We start from the raw sequence: 22,267 nt of genomic DNA, 5'->3' as shown, positions 1-22,267 counted from the left end.
ACGAGCATGGCTACTTTGACATTTTATGGCGCCGTAGAGGGTGTCACAGGCTCAATGCACTTACTGAAAACCCGCTCGTCAACCGTACTGCTGGATTGTGGTTTGTTTCAGGGCGGTAGAAAGGTGGAAGCGCAGAACACACAGGATTTTCCTTTTGCCATCGGGGACATTGACGCTGTCGTGCTCTCTCATGCTCACCTTGATCATTCAGGTCGCCTCCCCCTTCTGATAAGCAAAGGGTACCGTGGTCCTATTTACATGACCTCTGCCACCTGCGATCTTATTGATATCATGCTAAAAGACGCTGCATCCCTGCAGATGCGCGATGCCGAATGGGAAAACAAGCGGCGCCAACGCGCCGGTAAAGATCCCATTGACCCGCTATACACCCTTGAAGATGTAGAGCAAACGCTGCAGCTGTGTCAGGGAATAGACTACAACTGCACCGCCCAAGTTACCTCAGACATCACACTGATACTCCACGAAGCCGGTCACATTCTTGGCTCATCAATTGTGGAGCTGATATTAAGCGATACGACACCGTCCAGAAAACTGGTCTTCTCCGGCGATCTGGGTAATGCTCAGGCGGCGCTGTTGCGCGACCCGGCATATATCAGGAACGCTAACGTGGTGTTGATGGAATCCACCTATGGGGATCGTGAACATCGCTCTATGCAGGCAACATTAGATGAATTTGAAGAGGTAATTACCAAAGCCTCTGCGGACGGCGGCAATATTCTCATCCCGTCATTTGCGGTCGGCAGGACGCAGGAGATCATTTTTCGACTGGGCGAGCTGTATCAGAAAGGCAAACTACCGCAGCAGCTGATTTGCCTGGACAGCCCAATGGCGATAGCAGTTACAGAGATTTATCATCGTTATCAGGACGTATACAACCGCGAGGATAAAGCCAGAATTGAAAACTATGGTTCATCGGATGCGAAATACACGCAAAAAAGTCTGCACACCTTTTTGCCGCCGCTGCGATACGCGGTAAGTACCGAAGAATCTGTAGCACTGAACAGAATTGATCGCGGCGCCATCATCATTGCCGGCAGCGGAATGTGTAACGGCGGGCGCATTCGACATCACCTCAAGCACAATCTCTGGCGTCGTCAAAGCCACGTGATATTTGTCGGGTATCAGGCGGTCGGGACACCAGGACGAAAACTGGTCGATGGCGCAAAGCGCATTCGCATGGCGGGCGAGTCGATAGCCGTAAACGCACAAATTCACACCATGGGCGGGTTTTCTGCCCATGCCAGTCAGTCTCAGTTAATTGACTGGTTTTTACATTTCACTTCGCCTTCACCGCAACTTTTTCTTGTGCACGGTGAAGATACAGCGAAACAAGTGCTTCAAAAAGCACTATCAGAAAAAGGAGTTCAGGCAAAAATTCCGGAGGAAGGCCAAACCATCGACATCTGATTTCACGCCGGTTTGCCACGGGTTGGGTCTGGCCTGGTGACTGGCTGGCAATGAGTAGGGCATCCGTGTTGGTGACAGGCTAGCAAGAATAAAAAGGGCATCTGAAAGAGTATCAGGGAGGCAATAAAAAAGGGCATCAGGTAAGCGGCGAACAATGCTATCGTCGCCACTTTCCTGTAGCCCCTATGGGTACTCTCTGTTTTCTGTTCTGCTATCAGGTTTGCAAGGCCAGCCTTCCGGGTTGTGCTGCAAGCCGTAATAGCTGGTCATCAGAAGCGATAGGTTGCCAGTAACGTGGCTGATTCAAGCCCGCTGTCGCCTGATACTTCTGTGCCCAGGCCGAAGCGTACAGAGAAGTGCTTATTCACCCAGTAATCAACATCCAGCTCTACCACATTGCTGTCGTCATAAGGCCCTTCGGCATAAGAGTAGGTTAGTCCGGCGCTCAATCCCGGGTTGAAGAAATAGCGCCCTGCCACTTCAGCATAATCGAAATCATTAAAGCTATACTGCGTGCTAAAATCCCAACCTTTGCCATTCTGAATATCGGTATAGCGAGCGAAAACGCTTGGCGTCCAGTCGTCAGAGTAGTCGTCAAATCGCTCTTCGCTATCGCGATACTGGTATTCCGCTTCACTACGCTGATAAAGCATAGCCACACCGACCTGCCAGTTAGCGTCAAGATTGTAACCCACTCTGAGATCGGCGGTTTTACCATCGAAGTCACCAAAGGGACTGTTGTAATCGGTATAGCCAACGTCAGCCATTACCATCCATTGGTCATCGACATACCAGGTGCCGCCCACGCTGTAAGCGTCAATATCGCCTACCGTAAAATAACTGGCGTTTACGCTGGATACACGTTGCAGATAAGGGTTATTCAGATAGACACCGCCGTCGTTGCTGACGTCGGAAAGATAACGCTTATAATTGATACCGACAAAATTATCATCAACGTCTTTGATATCACTAAAACCGGCACTGACCTCGTTTTGTGCAGCAAAAGCCGAAGTCGCGAAAAGAGATGCCAGCGTGAAGGCGGATAGCGCAGTTAATTTCATTTTTCATTTCCTTATTACTGCCGCAGAGTGCGGCCTTATTCCCTGTGTCGTTGAATGGAATAACTCAACAGCTCAGGTTACCAATGGCGATAAGGTAACGTCAGCTAACTTAATGAAAACTGAACAGAAACTAACGGTTTATGAAATGGTAGTTATTGTGCAAAAATCCACCATCATTTCTCCATATCAGCTGAATAATCAGCCATTGAGAGAGTGCGCCGGATGCTTGGTATGGCATCTTCCTTATGATGATTAACATACAATACCGTGGTGCGGCCATCACGGGCCAGTTGCTCGATAAGCGCCAGTACTGCAAGACGGTTTAAAGGATCCAGCCCGTTACAGGGCTCATCAAGAATTAGTAGTGGCGGATGTTTTATCATGGCCCGGGCAACCAGTACCAGACGCTGGTCACCGAAAGATAAAGACTGAAACGGTGCCTCCTTCCGCGCTTGCATATGCAAAGTATCCAGCCAGGCTGAGGCTACGGCTTGCTGCTCCCGCCCCGGACGCTCGTATAACCCGATGCTGTCGAAAAAGCCTGACAGCAGAACATCCATCACCGAACAGTTGACGCGATAAGACAGATGAAACGCGTTCGATAACAGGCCTATATGCTGCTTGATATCCCAGATACTTTCCCCGCTGCCCCGACGAATCCCAAATACGGTTAAATCGTTGGTATAGCAGTTTGGGTTATCCCCGGTGATCAGGGTTAACAAACAGGTTTTCCCTGAACCATTCGGCCCCACGACTTGCCAGTGCTGACCTGGATCAACCTGCCAGTTGAGACCACTGAAAACCACCGTTTCTCCAAACCGGACCAGACCATCATTTACAACGACTAATGGCACATCTGGCGACAACCCGTTTGCCTGACATGCATGGGTAGTATCAGGCAGCGTAATGTCATCACGCTGAAGGTGAAACCAGGTTTTACAGGTCGCCATATTGTCAGCATAAAACTGAGGCGCTGGCGACTGAGACACCACCTCACCATTTTCCATTAGCGTCAGCACGGCGGGTATATCCGGCATATCCTGCAGTCGGTTTACGGCGATGATAATTTGCACGTGCTGATGAATGCTCTCAATAACCCGCAGCATAATAGTCCTGCTGGCATCATCGAGACCTTCCCACGGATTATCCAGGATCAGGACCTGTGGGTCTGAATTCAAAGCCAGTATAAACAAGAGTTTTCTGGTTTCTCCCGTCGATAACGATAGAAACGGCTGCGCTAACAACGGCGTTATCCCCAGTTTATGACACAGCGTCTTCACGTGTTCGTCACGCACGTGACCAAGTATGTCACTGACACGTGTGGGCACAGGGACAACATCAAGAATATCAGCATCATCTTTGCGCTTTTCTGCTGCAATCATTTGCTGCTGTACCGACGTACTGACCACAGCGGTACGTGACGAAATTGAGCGATTACCGGCCTGAACCTTCCCCTCTCCGGCGAGCACGCTAAGCAGCACGGACTTTCCAGCTCCATTGGGGCCGACAACCATAGCATGTTGCCCCGCTTCAAGCGCAAAGGTCAGGGGTGTTGTCGCATGCTGAGGTGACAGGCTCACGCGACAGGATTCAAGTTTCAAAGCGGCATTCCTCTTTTTTCACAAAATTGGCTTGTCCAAAACAGAAAATTCACACACTGAGTGAGCACACATTATTGCGAACTGGCATTACTGTCTGACAAACAATGCTATCGCATTGCAGCAATGGGCGCATTGAATTCACCGGCTGTCGTAAACTCCACGAACGAGGAACGAGTGAAAGTAACCACGCCGGTAGCGCGTAGTGTTGGGCTATATCGCAGTAAATGTTCCCGACTTCAGAAACAAAAATGCCGGCAACCGCCGGCATTTTGCTTTATAAAAAACGACTGACCAGAACTATGACAAACATCAACTGCCGTCATGTGCTTTGTCAGTAGTTTGTATTTACTGAGCAGGCTGCTCAGTACCGTCTGCCTTCACCACGCTTAACTGCATGTTACGGATTGGATTTTCGGTGCTATTTGACAGTTCAACCAGACGGTTAAGCTGACCCAGTGACATCATCACGGCATAAATTGCACCTAAAAAGCCAGACTTGTGAAGTTCCAGCACTTTTTCATCTGGCAACTCAAGCAGCTTCTTCTCGTTAATGCTCAGCATACCTGTGACGTTGCGCTGCTGACCATTTTCATAAGTCAGGCGGATCTGAACTTCTTCTAACAGATCCAGTTCAACGATTTGTTTTACGAACCGCTGCGTCATCATTTCGCTGTTTGCCAGGTCAGACAAAAACTGCTGACGGTTTTTCAAAAAGTCTGATGCTTCACCGGCTTCGGTGAAAAGCGGCTGCCCGTCTTCTGAAATCATTTCCGAATTTTCGTCGATGAATACGCCCAGTTTCTCGCCATCAGGACGTACATCAAACGGATAACGCAAAATGTTCATAGGCACATGAGGGCCTTCCCAACGCTCGCCGTTCAGAAACAGGTTTTGATTTTGTTCCATACCCAGCATGGCTACAACGTGGTAGCGATCAGCGTTAGGATCCTTAATGAAAACAATTGGCATTGTGCTGGACAGTTGTGCGAATTCTTTAATTGACGCGGCTGCCAGGTGGGTGTTTTTGGCATACTTGAACGTATTGTTCACCGCCACTTTCATGTCTTTATGTTTTTCTTTATCAAGCGGTATGTAGTTGATCGCCATAATTCTTACTCATTGTTCGTTGTTGGTGGTGCCTGTCCGGTGATGTCTAACATGACAGCGCATTCCCTTACATTGAATTCAGCAAATCCGTATTCCCATACAGATATTTGAGAATCACCAGGGTGTTGAGGAAAAAGGTACCACGGAGATTAACACGTACTTCATCGCTTTAGGGGCGATGACAGCGGCGGGCAGTATCCCGCATTTCCCGTGACAAGTCACGTCTGTGACACCTTATCAAGGTTTAAGTTTTTATTACAACCCGATAACACGCCTAAAACGTAATAACCTCAATCTCCAGGTCATTCGAATTGCTTCACCGTTTTGCACAAACGCGCCAGGCAGCGTTCTGAACCGATTTACGACATTGTGAGATGCGCAATTTTCTCGTAGGCTACGGGATTGCGTGGATCGTGAAACTATTCAGCCAGATTCGCAGCGATAACGCTCTGGCACCAATTAATTAAAATTAAGCTGGAATGACAGTAAAAGAGAGTGAGGAAGACACAAAACCTATGAAACATGCAGGAAAAACATTAGCAGCGGTACTGGTAAGCAGCTCGTTCTGGGGGCTGACAGCAGCGGCTCAGACCAGCGATATTGCCGTCTCTGACAAGGCCCGTAAGCTGGCGAAAGAGACGATTATTGTAGATGGTCATATTGACGTTCCCTATCGCGTGAACGAAAAGTGGGTGGATGTAACCAAAGCCACTGAGGATGGTGACTTTGACTATCCACGCGCGGTCGAAGGCGGACTCAATGCACCCTTTATGTCTATTTATGTGCCTGCCAGCCTGGATAACTCACCAGAATCCACGCAACTGGCGCATATTCTTATCGATTCGGTTGAAGCCATTGTTTCTCGTGCACCGGACAAGTTCGCCATAGCCAAAAGCGTCAGCGATGTGAAATCGCAATTTGACCAAGGCCTGATCTCGCTCCCGATGGGTATGGAAAACGGCTCACCGATCCAGGGCGATATGGCAAACCTGCAGGCATTTTACGATCGCGGCATCCGCTACATCACGCTGGCCCACTCACAATCAAATCACATCAGTGATTCTTCTTACGATCTTCGTCGGCAATGGAATGGACTGAGTCCTTTCGGCAAAGAACTGGTTGCCGCCATGAACAACATCGGCATGCTAATCGATATCTCTCACGTATCTGATGCGGCGTTTTATCAGGTTATCGAATTAACCAAGACTCCGGTAATTGCATCACATTCGTCGTTGCGTAAGTTCACGCCGGGGTTCGAGCGGAATATGAATGACGACATGATCCAGAAGCTGGGAGAGAATGGCGGCGTGATCATGATTAACTTCGGCTCCGGCTTTGTCACCAAAGAAGCACGACGCTGGCGTGCAGGGATGGCCCAGGCGCGTAATGACATCGTCCAGGCTGAGGGCGAAAACAGCCCGAACCTGGTGAACTTTGAAGCCGAGTACCGTAAGAAAAACCCTTACCCGTACTCCTCGTTAAGTGAGGTACTGGACCATATTGACCATGTCGTTCAGCTTATCGGTATCGACCATGTTGGCATTGGCTCTGACTATGATGGAGTTGGCGATTCGCTCCCGGAAGGACTTAAAGACGTCTCTGACTTCCCGAATCTTGTACAGGGACTCTTAGACCGTGGCTACAGCGAAAAGGACGTTAAAAAAATCCTGAGCGAAAATTTCCTGCGGGTATGGTCACAGGTAGAAGCGTTCGCAGCTAAACAGGCCTGATTACGCGCTGAAAATAGCATTTTACCGTTGGCAGGTATCACGGCGCGCCCCATGGGCATCGCTGTGATACTTGCCTACGTCATCAAAGCCGATATAATCCACAGCGAACAATTTGGAGGAAGTCGCTATTTCCCGCTTACTGATTACTATGCTTATCATGACAATGATGCTTGCCCAACAGGCAACCGCGTCAATCACTGAGCATTGTGAACAGCACGGAATGGCCGCGTCCATGGCCTCCGATACAATGGCTGACGCCCATCACGCTATGTCGTCAAACAAAGGCAATGGCGATATGGATTGTTGTGAAACCGAGTGTCAGTGTCCGCAGGATTTGTGTCACAGCACGCCCAGCCTGCTTACACAGCCTCCGACCTCTTTGCATCTGCTGCGTGACGCGCCACGTTTTGCTATGCAGATCCCCAGTCCGGTCACAATGTCTTCAAGCCTTTTCCGGCCACCCATTTACGCATAACACAGGGTAATTGCGCCCAAAATCTGTGTTGTTCCTCCTGAAAAGGTGGGTTGAGTATTTGATTTAGCCGGGATTTTTCCATGAAATTTATCGCCATGCTTGGCATCTTTGCCAGTTTTTTTGCCCCAATGACATTTGCCTCTTCTTCGCTGCAAACAAAGGCATCAGTACACCTTGATGTTTTTAAAACGGCCTCCTGTGGATGCTGTAAAAAATGGATCTCGCATTTAACGCAATCCGGTGTCTCTGTCGCCAGTCAGGACCTGCCCTACCTTGATGTGTTAAAGCGGGATGCCGGTATCGCTCCTGCCTATCGCTCGTGCCATACCGCATTTTCTTCAGAGGGTTATGTGTTTGAAGGCCATGTACCAGCGCGCTATATCGATGCGTTTCTGGCCTCTGCGCCTGAAAACGCCATTGGCCTCTCCGTACCCGGTATGCCAGCGGGTAGCCCGGGTATGGAGATGGGCGATCGCTTTACCCCCTATAACATCATGCTTCTTCATACCGACGGCACCGCCAGCGTATTCGCCCACATCGCAAGCTATGAGGACCAGTTCTGATGACAAGGTACATACTCATTCTACTCTCAGCTATGTCAGTGATAAATTCTCCGCTTCAGGCTGCCCAATCGCTGCCTCTGCAGGACGCCATTGCTCAGGCAGTGACGTCAGATCCCTGGCACGACGGAAACCAGTTACAACAGCGGGCTGTCGAGGCTCGCAGTGAGGGGGTAACGGCCCTGCCCGACCCCATGCTGTCCTTGGGTGTGGTTAACTTACCCACCGACAGTTTTTCGTTTGCACAAGAGAACATGACGCAGCTTAAAGCCGGTATCAGTCAGTCTTTTCCCCGCGGCGACACGCGTGCTATACGACAGTCACAATTACAATTGCAGGCCAACGCCTACCCGTTAATGCGTGAGGCACGCCGCGCAGAGGTCAGAAGCACAGTTGCGGTGCTGTGGTTTGATGCCTGGCAAGCCACAGAAACGCTGGCGCTGATTGAGAAAGACACGTCGCTGTTTGAGCAAATGGTTGATGTCGCCGAAGCTGGCTACCGCTCAGCGCTTGGCAAAACCCGGCAACAGGATGTGATCCGCGCCCAGTTAGAACTGGTGCAACTGGCAGACCGCCTGACCGTAGCCCGGCAACAACGCGACGCCGCACTGGCAAGGCTTTCTGAATGGATTACTATTTCGACACAGACCACATTTCCGGAGCCATCTTCAACACAAGCGCTGTTCCCCGGCGCGGCCAGACTATTGGCAATGACAGAGGAAGCGCGCATTGCGACTTTACGTCAGCATCCGAGACTGCGTCAGATTGAGGTACGCCAGGCCATCGCTGATAAAGGCGTTACCCTGGCCAGGCAGGCTCATAAACCGATGTGGGGCGTGAATGCCAGCTATGCGCTGCGGGATGACAGTCCTCAGGGGATGGATCGGACTGACTTTTTCAGCGTCGGCGTTAGTGTACAGCTGCCGCTTTTCAGTAGCGTAAAGCAGGACAGTGAAGTGAGCGCATCGGTGGCAGAGGCACAATCTGTCGTTACCGAACAGCGTCTGGCACTGCGAAACATGCTTGCGAGAGTGCGCACTGCCAACAACACGCTTATCCGTCTGGCTGAACGCAAGCAGTTGTACCAGAACAGGTTACTCTCTCAAACCGCTGAACAGGCCGACGCCGCCCTTACCTCTTATACCAATGACGATGGTGATTTTGCCGAGGTGGTGCGGGCTCGTATTGCACAGCTAAACGCACACCTCGCGGCACTGGCCATTGAGGGAGATATTTACCGGGAGTACGCCCGCTTATCCTATTACGCCGCCACTGAACAGAATGCCTCAGGCACCACGGCGCAAGGAGTAACGCAATGAAAACGTCGTTGACTATTATCGCCACAGCCGTGGTCGGCATTGTCATAGGAGGCGTGTCGGTATCCTATTACCAAAGCACGAAAATCGCCACAGACTACTCAGGTGAAAGCAAAGAGGAGAAACCACTTTATTGGGTTGCCCCCATGGACGACAGTTACCGTCGCGATGGGCCCGGTAAGTCACCAATGGGCATGGATCTGGTACCAGTCTACGCCGATGACAGTCGTAGTGAGGACAGCCCGGGCACCGTCTCTGTCTCACCCACGGTGGTCAACAACCTCGGCGTCAAGACGGCAGCCGTCACTTCAGGCGTGCTGGACACACGAATTAACACCGTCGGCTACGTGCAGTATAACGAAGACAACCTGGTGCATATTCATCCGCGGGTGGAAGGCTGGATTGATTCCCTGTTTGTAAAAGCGCAGGGAGATCCCGTTGAGAAAAATACCCCCCTCTATACCCTTTACTCACCGCAACTGGTGAATGCACAGGAAGAATACCTGATAGCCCTGAAGCGTGCTGACAGCACCTTAATTCGGGCAGCCAGGGACAGATTAGCTGCACTCCAGCTCTCGTCACAGTTCATCGACAGGCTCACCAAAACCCGTACCGTTGAACAAACCGTAACCTTTTATGCCCCTCAATCCGGCGTGGTTGATGCGCTGCAGGTGCGGGAAGGCTTTTATGTCAAGCCGGGCACCACGGTAATGAGCATTGGTAAACTGGACTCAGTATGGGTTGAGGCTGAGGTCTTTGAAAGTGACACCGCACTTATTGAGGCAGGCCAGACCGTGACGATGACACTTGACTACCTGCCCGGAAAAGTCTGGGAAGGTCAGGTGGACTACGTTTATCCGTCATTGAACCCGACGACCCGGACGTTACGCGTGAGGCTCGCCTTCGACAATGATAACGATGCGCTGAAACCCAATATGTTCGCCCAACTGACCATTCACGCCCAACAGGGTGAAAGCACCCTGCTGGTCCCGCGTTCGGCCGTGATAAGCACAGGCAGTCAGGAACGGGTCGTACTGGCGAAAGGGGATGGCAAATTTAAATCTGTCGAAGTCACCACCGGCCGCGCCAATGGCGAGCAGATTCAGATCCTCGACGGCCTGATGAAAGACGACATTGTGGTGATCTCTGCGCAGTTCCTCATTGATTCGGAGTCCAGCAAAACGTCAGACTTTCTGCGCATGTCAGACAGCAGCCAGCCGCCATCGGTATGGGTTGAGGGTGAAGTTCAACGCGTCATAGCGGCGCATCGCATGGCTACCATCAGTCACGCGCCCGTCCCTGAGTGGGACTGGCCTGCCATGACAATGGATTTTACCGTGGATGACAATGTGGATATTGAGGCTCTGGCCAATGCGGTGTCACTGCATATGGAAATAACCAAGGCTGAGGACGGTAACTACCGCATAAGCGGTATCCACATCATGAGCACCAAAGACGATAACACTGCCTCGCAAGCCACCGTTAATGGCGAAATTGAAGCCATTGATGCCGGCCAGCGTGTGATGACGATCCATCGTGAGGCGATTGAGAAGTGGAACCGACCACCCGCCACGATGGACTTTACCGTCGCAGACCATATTGATATGTCGGCCTATGCGACAGGTGACAGCGTTCGCTTTACCTTCGAAGTGGGCGAGGACTTCGTGATCACAGAACTAACGCATCAATCAGATAACGCCGGTAGCGCGGAAAATCACGACACGCACCGTGCACATCAGGGAGGACAGCCATGATTGCCGCGATCATCCGCTGGTCGGTGCACAACCGCTTTTTTGTGGTTCTTGCCACTTTGATTCTGGTCGGAGCGGGTATCTACTCACTTAAAGAAACACCGGTGGATGCTATCCCCGACTTGTCTGATGTGCAGGTAATTGTAAAAACCAGTTACCCCGGACAAGCGCCACAGGTAGTGCAGGACCAGGTCACCTACCCGCTGACCACCGCGATGCTTTCGGTGCCAGGCGCAAAAACCGTGCGCGGGTTCAGCTTTTTTGGCGATTCCTTTGTGTATGTCATTTTCGATGAAGATACTGACCTGTACTGGGCACGTAGCCGGGTTCTGGAATACTTAAGTCAGGTCGCGCCAATGCTTCCTGAAACGGCAAAACCGCAACTTGGCCCGGACGCCACCGGGGTGGGCTGGGTTTACTTGTATGCGCTGATTGATCGCACCGGCCAGCACGATATCAGTGAACTTCGCAGCATTCAGGACTGGTTCTTAAAATACGAATTACAGTCAGTGGAAGGCGTCTCTGAAGTGGCCCCCGTAGGCGGCATGGTTAAGCAATATCAGGTGCAGGTATCACCGGATAAACTGCGCGCGTACGCTATCCCTCTGACACAGGTGCAAACCGCGCTTCGCCGTGGCAATCAGGAAACCGGCGCCTCTGTTATAGAAATGGCAGAAGCCGAATATATGGTGACCGCCTCCGGATATATAAAAAGCAAAGACGATATCCGCCAAATCCCGCTGGGCATGAATGCGCAAGGCACCCCACTGACTATAGGCGATATTGCCAGGGTTACGCTTGGACCACAAATGCGACGAGGCATTGCTGAATTAAACGGTGAAGGCGAAACCGTAGGCGGCATTGTGGTCATGCGTTTTGGCGAGAACGCCCAAAAAACCATTGATGGCGTTAAAGCCCGTCTCGAAGAGCTCAAAGCCAGCCTGCCGGAGGGCGTCGAAGTCGTGACAGTGTATGACCGCTCCGGCTTGATCGGCAATGCGGTTGACAACCTCTGGCAGAAACTACTGGAAGAGTTCATTGTGGTCGCGCTGGTGTGTATTGCGTTCTTATTCCACGTGCGCTCTTCGCTGGTAGCCATCATATGTTTACCCATTGGCATCCTGACCGCCTTTATCATCATGCATCTTCAGGGCATTAATGCCAACATCATGTCACTGGGTGGCATTGCGATTGCTATCGGCGCAATGGTCGACGGTGCGATTGTCATGATTGAAAACATGCATAAACACATAGAGAAAACGCCGCTGACGAAAGAAAATCGCTGGGAAATCGTAATCCGTTCAGCCAGTGAAGTCGGTCCGGCGTTGTTTTTCTCTTTATTAATCATCACCGTTTCGTTTTTGCCGGTATTTACCCTTGAAGCGCAGGAAGGCCGTATGTTTCTGCCTTTGGCCTTTACCAAAACCTACGCCATGGCAGCAGCGGCAGCATTGGCAATCACACTGGTGCCGGTACTGATGGGCTATTTTATTCGGGGCAAAATTGTTGCTGAGGAGAAAAACCCGGTAAACCGACTGCTAAAGGCACTCTACTTACCGGTTCTCAAAGTGGTCTTACACTGGCCCAAAATCACATTGTTGCTGGCCGTCGTTGTTACCGTAGTGGGGTTCACCCCCATCACAAAAATAGGCAGTGAGTTTATGCCACCGCTGGACGAGGGCGATTTGATGTACATGCCTACCACCTATCCGGGACTGTCAATCGGTAAGGCCCGGGAGTTGTTGCAACAGACCGATAAACTCATTAGCACGGTACCGGAAGTGAAAACCGTTTTTGGTAAAGTCGGCCGCGCAGAAACCGCAACCGACCCGGCTCCGCTGACCATGATCGAAACCTTTATTCAGCTCAAGCCCCGCGATGAATGGCGTGAAGGGATGACCACTGACAAACTCAAAGCCGAACTGGATGCACTGGTGAAGTTTCCCGGACTGACCAACGCCTGGGTGATGCCGATTAAAACCCGCATCGATATGCTTGCCACCGGTATCAAAACGCCTGTCGGCATAAAGGTGGCCGGTCCGGAGCTAAGCGTCATTCAGCAAATCGGTAAGGAACTGGAAGCGGTCATCGGAGAAGTGGAAGGCACAGCGTCTGTGTATTCCGAACGCGTTGCCGGTGGCCGCTACCTGCGCGTTGATATTCAGCGACGTAAAGCGGCCCGCTATGGGCTGAATGTAGCCGATATACAGCAGGTCGTTGCCACCGCTATCGGTGGAATGAACGTTACGCAAACTGTAGAGGGGTTGGAGCGCTATCCGGTGAATCTGCGTTATCCGCAGGAATATCGTGACTCTCCTGAGTCGTTACGCCGACTGCCCGTGGTGACGCCTCAGGGCGCGCGCATTGCGCTTGGTGACGTTGCCAACGTCTATATCGAAGACGGCCCGCCGGGCATAAAGAGCGAGAACGCGCGGGTGAATGGCTGGGTGTTCGTTGATATTGAGAAGGTAGATGTTGGCACCTATGTGCAGCAGGCCCGCGCGCGCGTGGCGGAAAAAATAGCACTCCCCCCCGGCTATTCTCTGACCTGGTCAGGGCAATACGAATACATGGAGCGCGCAAAAGCGAAGCTGACTTATGTGGTACCGCTGACGTTGGCCATTATTGTAGTGTTGCTGTACCTGAATTTCCGCCGGGTTACCGAGGTGCTGTTGATTATGACTTCGCTTCCACTGGCACTGCTTGGCGGTATCTGGTTGATGGTCGCTCTCTCCTACAACTTCTCGGTCGCGGTAGGTGTGGGCTTTATTGCACTTGCGGGAGTAGCAGTAGAAATTGGTGTAATCATGCTGGTTTACCTGAATCAATCCTTTGAGACGCTGCTAGCGCAAGCGAGGGAAAGTGGAACTGCACCCACAGAGAAACAGCTTCGACAGGCGGTACTGGACGGAGCGGGATTACGCGTTCGTCCCGTTATGATGACATCAGCCACTATCATTATTGGGTTGCTACCTATATTGTTTGCAGATGGCACCGGGGCTGAAGTCATGAGCAGAATAGCTACGCCGATGGTAGGCGGCATGGCCAGTGCTGTGGTGCTGACCTTATTGGTGCTACCAGCCGCCTATTACCTCGTCAGAGTTCGACGTTTGTCAGGAGAGACAAATTCATGATTGCGTTTTCACGACGCTGGCACCGCCGGATAATGCTTTTTACCGGTCTGCAGTTTTTATTATGGACGGCCAGTGGCCTGTACATGGTGATCACCGACATCCATTTTATCCATGGCGAGACTCTGACCACGCAGCAAAAACCTGATATCGACTGGCAACAAGTGAAGGTCTCTGTCACTGCGTTGCTATCTGAATACCCTAAGGCCAGTGATGTCTCGCTGAGTATGCACGCTGGCCTCCCCGTTTACCGTTTCAGACAGACTGACGACAACACCTGGACCATGGTAAATGCCACCAGTGGCGAGGCGATACCTCAACTTTCGCAATCGCAGGCCGAGGCCGTTGCGCTGGCATCGATGAAGGCGAAAGTGTCGGTTGTAGAGGTAACACTTTTTATTGCCAATGGTCCCGAAGAAGTCAGTTCCCGCCACCTGCCATACTGGCAAGTGACGTTTGAAGGCTGGACGTCACCGACGCTGTACGTGAGCGCACTAACGGGTGAGATAGTGACAGCAAGGCATGTGTTCTGGAGGGCCTTTGACTGGATGTGGCGTTTGCACATTATGGACTGGGATGACGGCGCTGACGTCGGCAACCTGTTTCTGCTAATTTTCGCCTTCTCGGGATTATGCGCTGCCCTGATGGGCGCACACCTCACAATATTTCATGTCAAACGCCCGGTAAAAAAATGGATAAAGGGATGATGAATTTTCGCCGCTGGCACAAATGGCTGTCACTTGTTGTCGCCACTCAGCTTGTTATCTGGTTAGGGACCGGGCTGTACTTCGCGCTCGCTGATCATAGTAAAGCCGCAGGAAATACCTATCGCCAACCTATCGAGCCCGGGCATCAAGAGCCCCCGGCGCGGCTTGCAGACATCGCGTCGCTACCGGTAAAAAACGCCAAAGCCGTACGCCTTTTTTATTTACAGGATATGCCCTTTTATCTGGTTGAACGTCATACTTCCGCGCACGCTTCTCAGCCAAGAGATACGGCTGTATTTAACGCGTTTACCGGCACGCCGGTGCAACTGGACGAGTCGATGATAAAAGCGCAGGCACAACGCTCTTATTCTGGTCCGGGCAACGTGCTTTCAGTGAGATTAACAGAGAGCCCGGTAGCGGAAATCCCCGGCTACCGCAATGCAGCCTGGGCCGTGACAATGGACGATGCGCTTGCCACTACCATATATTTGCGTGCAGACACGGCACAGATAATTGCGCATGTGGATGATCCACGCCGCTTGCGAAATCTCATGTTCAAACTACACTTTATGGATTATGCGAATGAAGGCAGCTTCAATAATCTGTTTTCGCAACTGTTTGGGTTGATGGCATTATTGTTAACGCTAACGGGGATTTGGTGGCTGTTCAGGATCCAAAAAGCCAGATTCAGCCGCAGGTATCCTCGCAAACCGAGCCCAGCCCAAGCGAGCCTGTAACCGTTTAAGACAACGCAGCCGCAAATAACCAGTATTCGCGGCATCAGTGGGGCGTTGTTACCGGATACTGGTTTGCAGGAAGCTTTCCAGCATCATCTGCATTTGGCGGAATAATGGATTGGCTTTGGGAACAGCACACTCTTCGGTTTCATTTACCAGCGTGCGGTTAAAACGCATCTCCATCAACAATGGTGAATTCACCACCAGATCTGCATGACAAAGCTGGTAACTTTCATCAATGACAAAGAAAGTATTATCACCTTCTGCGTGCGCCATCAGGTTTTCAACGCCGGAGATTGGCGTGGTATTGTCAGCCTGAGAATGAGCTGCAAACAACGGCACATCGAGTTTTTTTCCCGCCTCCAGCTGATCACGGATATCATCAATAATGTCCATCAGTTCAAGTCCGGCAAACCCGGCTACCGACGGATACTTGTAGGGGTTAGGACCATGTGTCACGTAGCTGCCATCAATCACTCTGGCCAACAGCTTTATCCCCCAGATACGCGACATGCTCTCTGCATTTTCACTTAGCGCCAGAGCGCCTGAAAACAACATCACGGCATCCAGGCTTGCAGGCTCATCCAGTGCCTGCTGCACGACCAGCGCACCGCCGGTGGAAAATCCTCCGGCAATCACAGTGCTACCCATCGATTGTGCGATAGCCATTACATCATCTACATGCGACTGCCAGCGCTCCGCAAGATCCCAGTCTTCCATATCCTCATCCGCTTCGCGCAGACCGTGGCCCGGCAAGAGTGGCACCAGTACGGTATAGCCCTGGTCATGCACAATACGGGCTATTTCGCGCATAAAAAACGGGGAGTCACTTAACCCGTGGACCAATACTGCTACCTTATCGGTGGGCTGATCGCCGTAAAGGATGAAAGGGGCGTTGCCTTCGCTTCGAAGCAGCGGTGAGCACACCTTAAACTGGTTCAGTTTTGGCTCACGGCAAGGCTGTATCTTGCCTAACTCAGCCTCATACAGTGCAGCAAACTGGTCCATTGCGGCATCAGGCGCGGCAGAAACAGGAACGGAAAACAGGCCGGCCAGGGCCAGGAAAATACTTAAGCTCCGCACATCGACTCCTTATTGCGGTAATAGTAGTAAGGCAAGGTTGCACCTACGCGTTTTTTAGACCGCCAGTGTAGCATGGTCCGGGAAAATGTCAGCGAGCCAGGGCGTAGCCTTCTTACGCACAGCTGAACGTTCACCTTTACGGCACTGCCCGACGCAAACTTTCATTGCGCCTAAGCGAACAATATGCGGCATCGTGAGCCCTTCTGAGGGTCTGGTCACCTTTACTTTTGAAAAAGCAAAGACCAGGGTAAGGGGATAACACGGATACGGTAAATTTCTGCAACGTAATCAATAGCAGATGTGGAGTAACAAGATGGATATGCGGGTATCAGACTCGCGGAGTTCTGACGCGCAGCAGATAATGCGTGACAGACCACCGCTTAAGCTGGAACCAGGCAGTCGCTATTCACTGCCAGCTACCATCGAGAGTTTGACTGTGTATGCAGCGACGCAGGACCTGTCATGCGTCGCTCAGAGACAAACCCCGACACGTTGTTAGCCGGATCCGGATAAGCCGCCTACAGGCCGCGATGTACAGGCTACTAGCCCGGGCGACCGCAGACTGACTCAAAGCGTATCTGACTTATCCCATTCAGGCGAAATAGGACTCGAGATCGTCGGCACCGCCAATATGCTTACCTCCCATAAAGATCTGAGGTACGGTTGTGCGACCGCTAATAGCGGTAAGGGAAGTCAGCGTCGCATCGCGACCCAGCACGATTTCTTCAAAATCGATGCCTTTTTCTGCCAGCAACGACTTCGCACGAGCACAATGTGGACATCCCGGTTTTGTTATCACCGATACCGACTCCTGCGCCTCTGCTTCCGGCGCAATATAGTTAAGCATTGTATCTGCGTCAGATACTTCAAACGGGTCGCCAGGAAGATCGGGCTCAATGAACATTTTCTCAACCACGCCATCTTTTACCAGCATGGAATAGCGCCAGCTGCGCTTGCCAAAGCCTAAGTCTGATTTATCAACCAGCATGCCCATCCCTTCAGTAAACAAGCCGTTACCGTCGGGCAGTAAAGTAATATTCGCCGCTTCCTGATTCAGCCCCCAGGCATTCATAACAAAGGTATCGTTCACTGACACACAGACAATGTCATCAACACCATGCTTTTTGAAAACCTTCGCCAGCTCGTTATAGCGTGGCAGGTGTGTAGAAGAACACGTCGGAGTGAAAGCGCCCGGTAAAGAAAACACCACAACGTTTTTGCCCGCAAACAGGTCGCTGGTCTTTTTGCTTACCCAGTTGTCGCCTTCGCGAATGGCAAATGTGACATCCGGTACCCGCTTGCCTTCGTGATTTGGAAATCGTTCTTCGCTCATCGTTGTATCCTTTTTTCCAGTTAATTTACCTTCACAGCATAGCGACTATAGTGAGGAAAAGCAGTGTTTTCTCTTTCTGATATGATTAATTCAGTGAAAGGTTTGCTCCCCGTTGATGACGGTCGGTTACCACATTACCGGAAATTACCGCCACGACGATAACCAGAGTCTGTTCGGTAAACTTGTGCAACGGGCATGCACATTGGCATACCTGCGTTTCACACCTCATACTTATCACGCATTTTTGTGGCTTTTTTTTACGCGAATATTGTGGACAATGGTACGCTAAAGACTGACAGTAGAATGTCGTTGTTAACCTGCTGTCAGGAAAGTAAAGGCAGGCTCCAAGGTTACCCGGCTCACCGGCTACTACTCAATAATGTCTTGTGCCTGACAGGCTTTGCCCGGATGGCGAAAGCAGGCTTTCAGCCTGTCTTCTTATACAAGCGTCTGTTGCTGTCAGGTGAACCGCATGCCGCTTTGACAATGCTTACAATACTAAACGATACGACAACTACGGAACCACTATGCTCGTTCGCCTTCTCGGTAGCCTCCTGCTTCTTCTCAGCACTTGCAGCATTGCACGGCAGGAGATCATCAGGGAGGTAAGCTCAGACTCCACCCGAGACCAGCTTGTCACTATCGCAACGTTGCAGCATGAAGGAAAACTGCCGCAGGCCGAGGCTGCAGCGCTGGTACTGCTGGAAAAAGCCCGTGGTGAAAATCACCAGGCTGACATTGCCGCCGCATTTCACCAGCTCGGCCACATCTCATCGTTACAAAACCGCTATGACCTTGCTGAGCGGGCGTTTAACAGCGCACTGGAAATTTACACCCGCGAAGAAATGCTCCCGCAAATCGCCGTTTTGCTTGCCGACCTCGGGGAGAACTATCGCTATCAGGCACAGTACGCTGATGCGCTTGATTACTTGTACCGTTCGCAATCAATTTACCAGTCTCTTGCTGACCGCTCCGGTGTGGCTGAACAGCACCTCAAAATTGGGGTAGTACTCAAGTCGTTAGGTCAGTTCGAACCGGCCCTGGAATCCCTGCAGTTAGCATTAGGCACTTTGCGATCAGAAAACGCACTGGCCTCTGTCAGCGAGAGTCTGACCCATATCGGCGATATTTATGCCGATATGGAGCAATATGGCGATGCTGAAGCCTACCTCAAAGATGCTCTGGCAATCAGCGAACAGCTTGAGCAAAGTCAGCGTATAGCTAAAGGCCACAGCAACCTCGGCGAGTTATACCTCAATATGCAGCGCTACGAGGATGCCCGTACTCACCTCAACCGTGCCATTGAACTGTTTGAGTCGCTGGGCGCACCGCGCGATCACGATTGGGCGCTGTCGACACTGGGTGAAGTGGAACTGGCGCTGGGTAACTCCGGTGAAGGCCTGCATCATTTGAACGACGCGCTACTGCGCGCGACCCAAAACGGCTTCGAGCAGTTGGCTACCCATATCCGGCTGGCTCTGGCGCGTGCATTTCTCAAACTTAACGATTTGGATATTGCACTTATCCACGCTAACAACGGACTGAAAGAAGCGGAAAAACGCGACGAGCTGAAAACGCAGGTAGAACTGCTAGATGTCAAAGTGTCGCTGTATACTGCCATCGGCGACTATGAAAAAGCGTTTGATTCACTATCCAGAAAAAATCGTCTTGAAACCATGATGATAGATCGCAATAGCGCAATGACGATGGCCCAAATTCAAAGCGAGCTTGAAGTGGAAAGGCAAGCTCAGTCTATTGAGCTGTTGCGTAAGAACAAAGCCATCGAGCTGGCCAGAGCTGAGCAGAAAAACCTGAGGACCACCTTATTTTTAGGTAGTCTCGTTGCCTTTTTATTGCTGATATTTTTGCTGTGGAGTCGCTTTAGCCAGCGTCAGCTTACCATCACGTTGAAACGTGAAGTCAGAAGTCGCACGAAAGAGCTTGAGCAAAAGAATAATCAGTTAGAAGAAGCCTATCGTACGCTGGAGCAGGTCAGTCTGCGTGATCCCCTGACAGGCCTGTACAACCGGCATTACCTGGAAACCCAGCTACCGGGAGAAATACAGCGCTGCCAGCATGCCTATGCAAATAACATTGAATCCCAGCCATCAAACAGCGACTTGCTGTGCTTCTTGCTGGATATCGATTATTTCAAGCAGATCAATGATGAATACGGCCACTTGGCTGGCGATCGCTTCCTCATTCAATTTACCCGCGTGATCCATGAAGTGTTCAGGCAAACAGATTTGCTCATTCGCTGGGGAGGAGAAGAGTTTCTGGTGATTTGTCGTCATGCCAACCGTCAGGATATGGCCGGACTGGCAGAACGCTTTCGCGTCGCGGTGCGTCAGCAGCAGTTTGACTTAGGAGAAGGCCAACATGTTCAGGCTACCTGTAGCATCGGCTTTTGTTCTCTCCCGCTGGATACGTCGCGCCCCTATGAGTACGACTGGCAACGAACATTTGCCATGATGGATTACTGCCTGTATGCCGCGAAGCTATCCGGCAGAGACAGTTGGGTGGGTATTCTTGAAGCGACAGAGTCAGCTGAAGTGAAGCAGGCACCATCACCTCTGGAAAAGAAATTCGGGCTTACTGACACGCAACTGGCCACCTCATTAAATAACGTAGCCAGCATTGTTTGGCCGGACGAATAGCCGGAAAAAGCAAAATAAATACCGTAAAACCTGCCCACGCTTACCGGGATTGTTCATGCTCAACCATAGTGAGACTAAAAGAAAATCGTCTACAAGATGGTCGGGGCAGGATTTACAGGCGCATTGCCGCCAGTTAACGTCCGCGAACCAGAACCGACGTTACTTCTGTAACTGCTCTTACTAGGGAAAACGGGCGTTACACGCCCGTTTTGATGTCTTCCATCTGATATTTATCAATCAGTGAGTAAAGCGTAGGACGGGTCACGCCCAACAGCTCAGCGGTTTTTGACATGTTTTTGTCCGCTGTCTGATACGCTCTTCTGATAGCCCGGCTCTCAGCCATTTCACGCACTTCGCGCAGGTTAAGCGTTTCTGTTTCTGTCTCACCACTAACTGGCATAAGACCCAGATCATCGGCCTGCACAACGGTTCCCTCTGCCATGATAACGGCGGATTTCAGCTTGTTTTGCATCTCCCTGATGTTACCCGGCCATTTATGCGCCAGCATCGCCTGTATTGCGCTCTCGGAAAACGTTTTGGCTTTGGCGTTAAACTCTTCCCGATACATATTCAGAAACGTTCGGGCCAGCAAAATAATATCCTGATCGCGGTCCCGCAGCGGTGGGATATTAATCGGGATTTCGCCAATCCGGTAGTACAAATCCTCACGGAAAGATTCTTCAGCGACCATGTTCTGTAAGTCGCGGTGCGTGGCACAAATTACCCGGATATCGACCGGAATTTCACTGCGCCCGCCGACCCGCTCGATAACCCGCTCCTGCAGGAATCGCAACATTTTGGCCTGAAGACCGATAGGCATATCACCAATTTCATCTAAGAACAGCGTGCCACCCTGTGCGGTTTCGATTTTCCCTAACGTGGTTTTGTTAGCACCGGTAAAAGCACCTTTTTCGTAGCCGAAAAGTTCACTTTCAAGCAGGTTTTCAGGAATAGAGGCACAGTTAATGGCGACAAACGGCTTATCTTTGCGCGGGCTGTGCTCGTGGATACTGCGGGCAAATACCTCTTTACCGGTACCACTCTCTCCTAACAGCAACGTGCTTATATCCGTGCCTGCGATTTTTTCGGCTTTTCGCACCACCGCCTGGATAGCATCGCTGTTGCCAATGATCCGCCCCATACCCGGGCGAGTCTTTGCCAGAACACGATTTTCCTGCTCAAGTTTCGATAAGTTAAGCGCGCGGTTGATAAGTAGCTTGATGGTGTCAGAATCGATAGGCTTCTGATAAAAATCATAAGCACCGAGATCAATTGCCTTAAGCGCATTCTCTTTATCATTATTGCCCGTTACCACAATCACTTTTGTGCGTGGTGCCAAAGCGATAATTTCTTCCAGCGCCTTTAACCCTTCTGACGCATTAGCAGGATCCGGGGGCAACCCCAAATCAAGTGTGACAACCTTGGGTTCATGCCGTCGTAACTGCGCAATGGCCGATGCACGATCATCTGCAAACACAACGTCGTAATCGGTCAGGCTCCACTTTAATTGTTTCTGAATCCCCAAATCGTCGTCAACGACAAGAATGGTGTCTGTCATACGCCTAGTTCCAATGCTATGTACTTATTCTT

General features: G+C 51.2%; 16 protein-coding genes. 10 read left to right on the top strand and 6 right to left on the bottom strand.

Going from position 1 to position 22,267, the window contains the following annotated elements:
- The first annotated feature begins 6 nt into the window (after positions 1–6).
- Positions 7–1,428 (top strand): MBL fold metallo-hydrolase RNA specificity domain-containing protein, encoded by a 1,422-nt coding sequence (locus JKP77_RS04490; protein ID WP_218310003.1) that lies wholly within the window; start codon positions 7–9, stop codon positions 1,426–1,428.
- Between the two features lie 269 nt (positions 1,429–1,697).
- Here JKP77_RS04490 and JKP77_RS04485 read toward each other — a convergent pair whose 3' ends face one another.
- From JKP77_RS04485 to JKP77_RS04475, 3 genes are all read right to left on the bottom strand, one after another.
- Positions 1,698–2,489 carry a putative porin gene (locus JKP77_RS04485; RefSeq protein ID WP_218310002.1) on the bottom strand — a complete coding sequence of 264 codons (792 nt, stop codon included), beginning with the start codon at positions 2,487–2,489 and terminating at the stop codon, positions 1,698–1,700.
- Positions 2,490–2,662: 173 nt separating this feature from the next.
- Positions 2,663–4,090, bottom strand: a complete 1,428-nt coding sequence (locus JKP77_RS04480; RefSeq protein ID WP_218310001.1) for an ATP-binding cassette domain-containing protein — start codon at positions 4,088–4,090, stop codon at positions 2,663–2,665.
- Positions 4,091–4,435: 345 nt separating this feature from the next.
- Complete coding sequence (locus JKP77_RS04475; RefSeq protein ID WP_218310000.1) at positions 4,436–5,197, bottom strand: SapC family protein; 762 nt, start codon at positions 5,195–5,197, stop codon at positions 4,436–4,438.
- 515 nt (positions 5,198–5,712) lie between these two features.
- Here JKP77_RS04475 and JKP77_RS04470 point away from each other — a divergent pair.
- The 8 genes from JKP77_RS04470 to JKP77_RS04435 all read left to right on the top strand — a co-directional run bounded on the left by JKP77_RS04470 (position 5,713) and on the right by JKP77_RS04435 (position 15,604).
- Positions 5,713–6,927, top strand: coding sequence for a dipeptidase (locus JKP77_RS04470; protein WP_218309999.1), 1,215 nt, complete (start codon positions 5,713–5,715; stop codon positions 6,925–6,927).
- Positions 6,928–7,039: 112 nt separating this feature from the next.
- Positions 7,040–7,402 carry a hypothetical protein gene (locus JKP77_RS04465; RefSeq protein ID WP_218309998.1) on the top strand — a complete coding sequence of 121 codons (363 nt, stop codon included), beginning with the start codon at positions 7,040–7,042 and terminating at the stop codon, positions 7,400–7,402.
- Between the two features lie 80 nt (positions 7,403–7,482).
- Positions 7,483–7,965, top strand: coding sequence for a DUF411 domain-containing protein (locus JKP77_RS04460; RefSeq protein ID WP_218309997.1), 483 nt, complete (start codon positions 7,483–7,485; stop codon positions 7,963–7,965).
- Positions 7,965–9,281, top strand: a complete 1,317-nt coding sequence (locus JKP77_RS04455) for a TolC family protein (RefSeq protein WP_218309996.1) — start codon at positions 7,965–7,967, stop codon at positions 9,279–9,281. The genes JKP77_RS04460 and JKP77_RS04455 overlap by 1 nt, the downstream gene beginning before the upstream one ends.
- Complete coding sequence (locus JKP77_RS04450) at positions 9,278–11,032, top strand: efflux RND transporter periplasmic adaptor subunit (protein ID WP_218309995.1); 1,755 nt, start codon at positions 9,278–9,280, stop codon at positions 11,030–11,032. The genes JKP77_RS04455 and JKP77_RS04450 overlap by 4 nt, the downstream gene beginning before the upstream one ends.
- On the top strand, positions 11,029–14,163 hold the full coding sequence (locus JKP77_RS04445; protein WP_218309994.1) for an efflux RND transporter permease subunit: 3,135 nt from the start codon (positions 11,029–11,031) through the stop codon (positions 14,161–14,163). Before JKP77_RS04450 ends, JKP77_RS04445 begins: the two co-directional genes overlap by 4 nt.
- Positions 14,160–14,867, top strand: coding sequence for a PepSY domain-containing protein (locus JKP77_RS04440; RefSeq protein WP_218309993.1), 708 nt, complete (start codon positions 14,160–14,162; stop codon positions 14,865–14,867). Before JKP77_RS04445 ends, JKP77_RS04440 begins: the two co-directional genes overlap by 4 nt.
- Positions 14,864–15,604 carry a PepSY domain-containing protein gene (locus JKP77_RS04435; RefSeq protein ID WP_218309992.1) on the top strand — a complete coding sequence of 247 codons (741 nt, stop codon included), beginning with the start codon at positions 14,864–14,866 and terminating at the stop codon, positions 15,602–15,604. The genes JKP77_RS04440 and JKP77_RS04435 overlap by 4 nt, the downstream gene beginning before the upstream one ends.
- Positions 15,605–15,661: 57 nt before the next feature.
- On the opposite strand, the gene JKP77_RS04430 is transcribed toward JKP77_RS04435, so the two are convergent.
- Together JKP77_RS04430 and JKP77_RS04425 are read right to left on the bottom strand one after the other, a co-directional pair.
- Positions 15,662–16,687, bottom strand: coding sequence for an alpha/beta hydrolase (locus JKP77_RS04430; RefSeq protein WP_420840040.1), 1,026 nt, complete (start codon positions 16,685–16,687; stop codon positions 15,662–15,664).
- A 592-nt stretch (positions 16,688–17,279) separates the two neighbouring features.
- On the bottom strand, positions 17,280–18,020 hold the full coding sequence (locus tag JKP77_RS04425; RefSeq protein ID WP_218309991.1) for a glutathione peroxidase: 741 nt from the start codon (positions 18,018–18,020) through the stop codon (positions 17,280–17,282).
- Positions 18,021–18,547: 527 nt separating this feature from the next.
- On the opposite strand from JKP77_RS04425, the gene JKP77_RS04420 reads away from it, so the two are divergent.
- Positions 18,548–20,677: a tetratricopeptide repeat-containing diguanylate cyclase gene (locus JKP77_RS04420; protein ID WP_218309990.1), complete on the top strand. Its 2,130-nt coding sequence runs from the start codon at positions 18,548–18,550 to the stop codon at positions 20,675–20,677.
- 196 nt (positions 20,678–20,873) lie between these two features.
- On the opposite strand, the gene prsR is transcribed toward JKP77_RS04420, so the two are convergent.
- Entirely contained in the window at positions 20,874–22,235 is a 1,362-nt protein-coding gene (gene prsR / locus JKP77_RS04415; RefSeq protein ID WP_218309989.1) for a PEP-CTERM-box response regulator transcription factor, read from the bottom strand.
- Between the last annotated feature and the right edge of the window lie 32 nt (positions 22,236–22,267).

The sequence above is a fragment of the Alteromonas antoniana genome (assembly GCF_019249295.1).
Classification (GTDB): Bacteria; Pseudomonadota; Gammaproteobacteria; order Enterobacterales; family Alteromonadaceae; genus Alteromonas; species Alteromonas antoniana.
This window is presented reverse-complemented; position numbering and strand designations above follow the sequence as displayed.

Bases quoted from the DNA above. Each gene is read 5' to 3' on its own strand.
- JKP77_RS04490 (WP_218310003.1), top strand. From the start codon at position 7: ATGGCTACTTTGACATTTTATGGCGCCGTAGAGGGTGTCACAGGCTCA.
- JKP77_RS04485 (WP_218310002.1), bottom strand. From the start codon at position 2,489: ATGAAATTAACTGCGCTATCCGCCTTCACGCTGGCATCTCTTTTCGCG.
- JKP77_RS04475 (WP_218310000.1), bottom strand. From the start codon at position 5,197: ATGGCGATCAACTACATACCGCTTGATAAAGAAAAACATAAAGACATG.
- JKP77_RS04470 (WP_218309999.1), top strand. From the start codon at position 5,713: ATGAAACATGCAGGAAAAACATTAGCAGCGGTACTGGTAAGCAGCTCG.
- JKP77_RS04460 (WP_218309997.1), top strand. From the start codon at position 7,483: ATGAAATTTATCGCCATGCTTGGCATCTTTGCCAGTTTTTTTGCCCCA.
- JKP77_RS04455 (WP_218309996.1), top strand. From the start codon at position 7,965: ATGACAAGGTACATACTCATTCTACTCTCAGCTATGTCAGTGATAAAT.
- JKP77_RS04450 (WP_218309995.1), top strand. From the start codon at position 9,278: ATGAAAACGTCGTTGACTATTATCGCCACAGCCGTGGTCGGCATTGTC.
- JKP77_RS04445 (WP_218309994.1), top strand. From the start codon at position 11,029: ATGATTGCCGCGATCATCCGCTGGTCGGTGCACAACCGCTTTTTTGTG.
- JKP77_RS04440 (WP_218309993.1), top strand. From the start codon at position 14,160: ATGATTGCGTTTTCACGACGCTGGCACCGCCGGATAATGCTTTTTACC.
- JKP77_RS04435 (WP_218309992.1), top strand. From the start codon at position 14,864: ATGATGAATTTTCGCCGCTGGCACAAATGGCTGTCACTTGTTGTCGCC.
- JKP77_RS04425 (WP_218309991.1), bottom strand. From the start codon at position 18,020: ATGAGCGAAGAACGATTTCCAAATCACGAAGGCAAGCGGGTACCGGAT.
- JKP77_RS04420 (WP_218309990.1), top strand. From the start codon at position 18,548: ATGCTCGTTCGCCTTCTCGGTAGCCTCCTGCTTCTTCTCAGCACTTGC.
- prsR (WP_218309989.1), bottom strand. From the start codon at position 22,235: ATGACAGACACCATTCTTGTCGTTGACGACGATTTGGGGATTCAGAAA.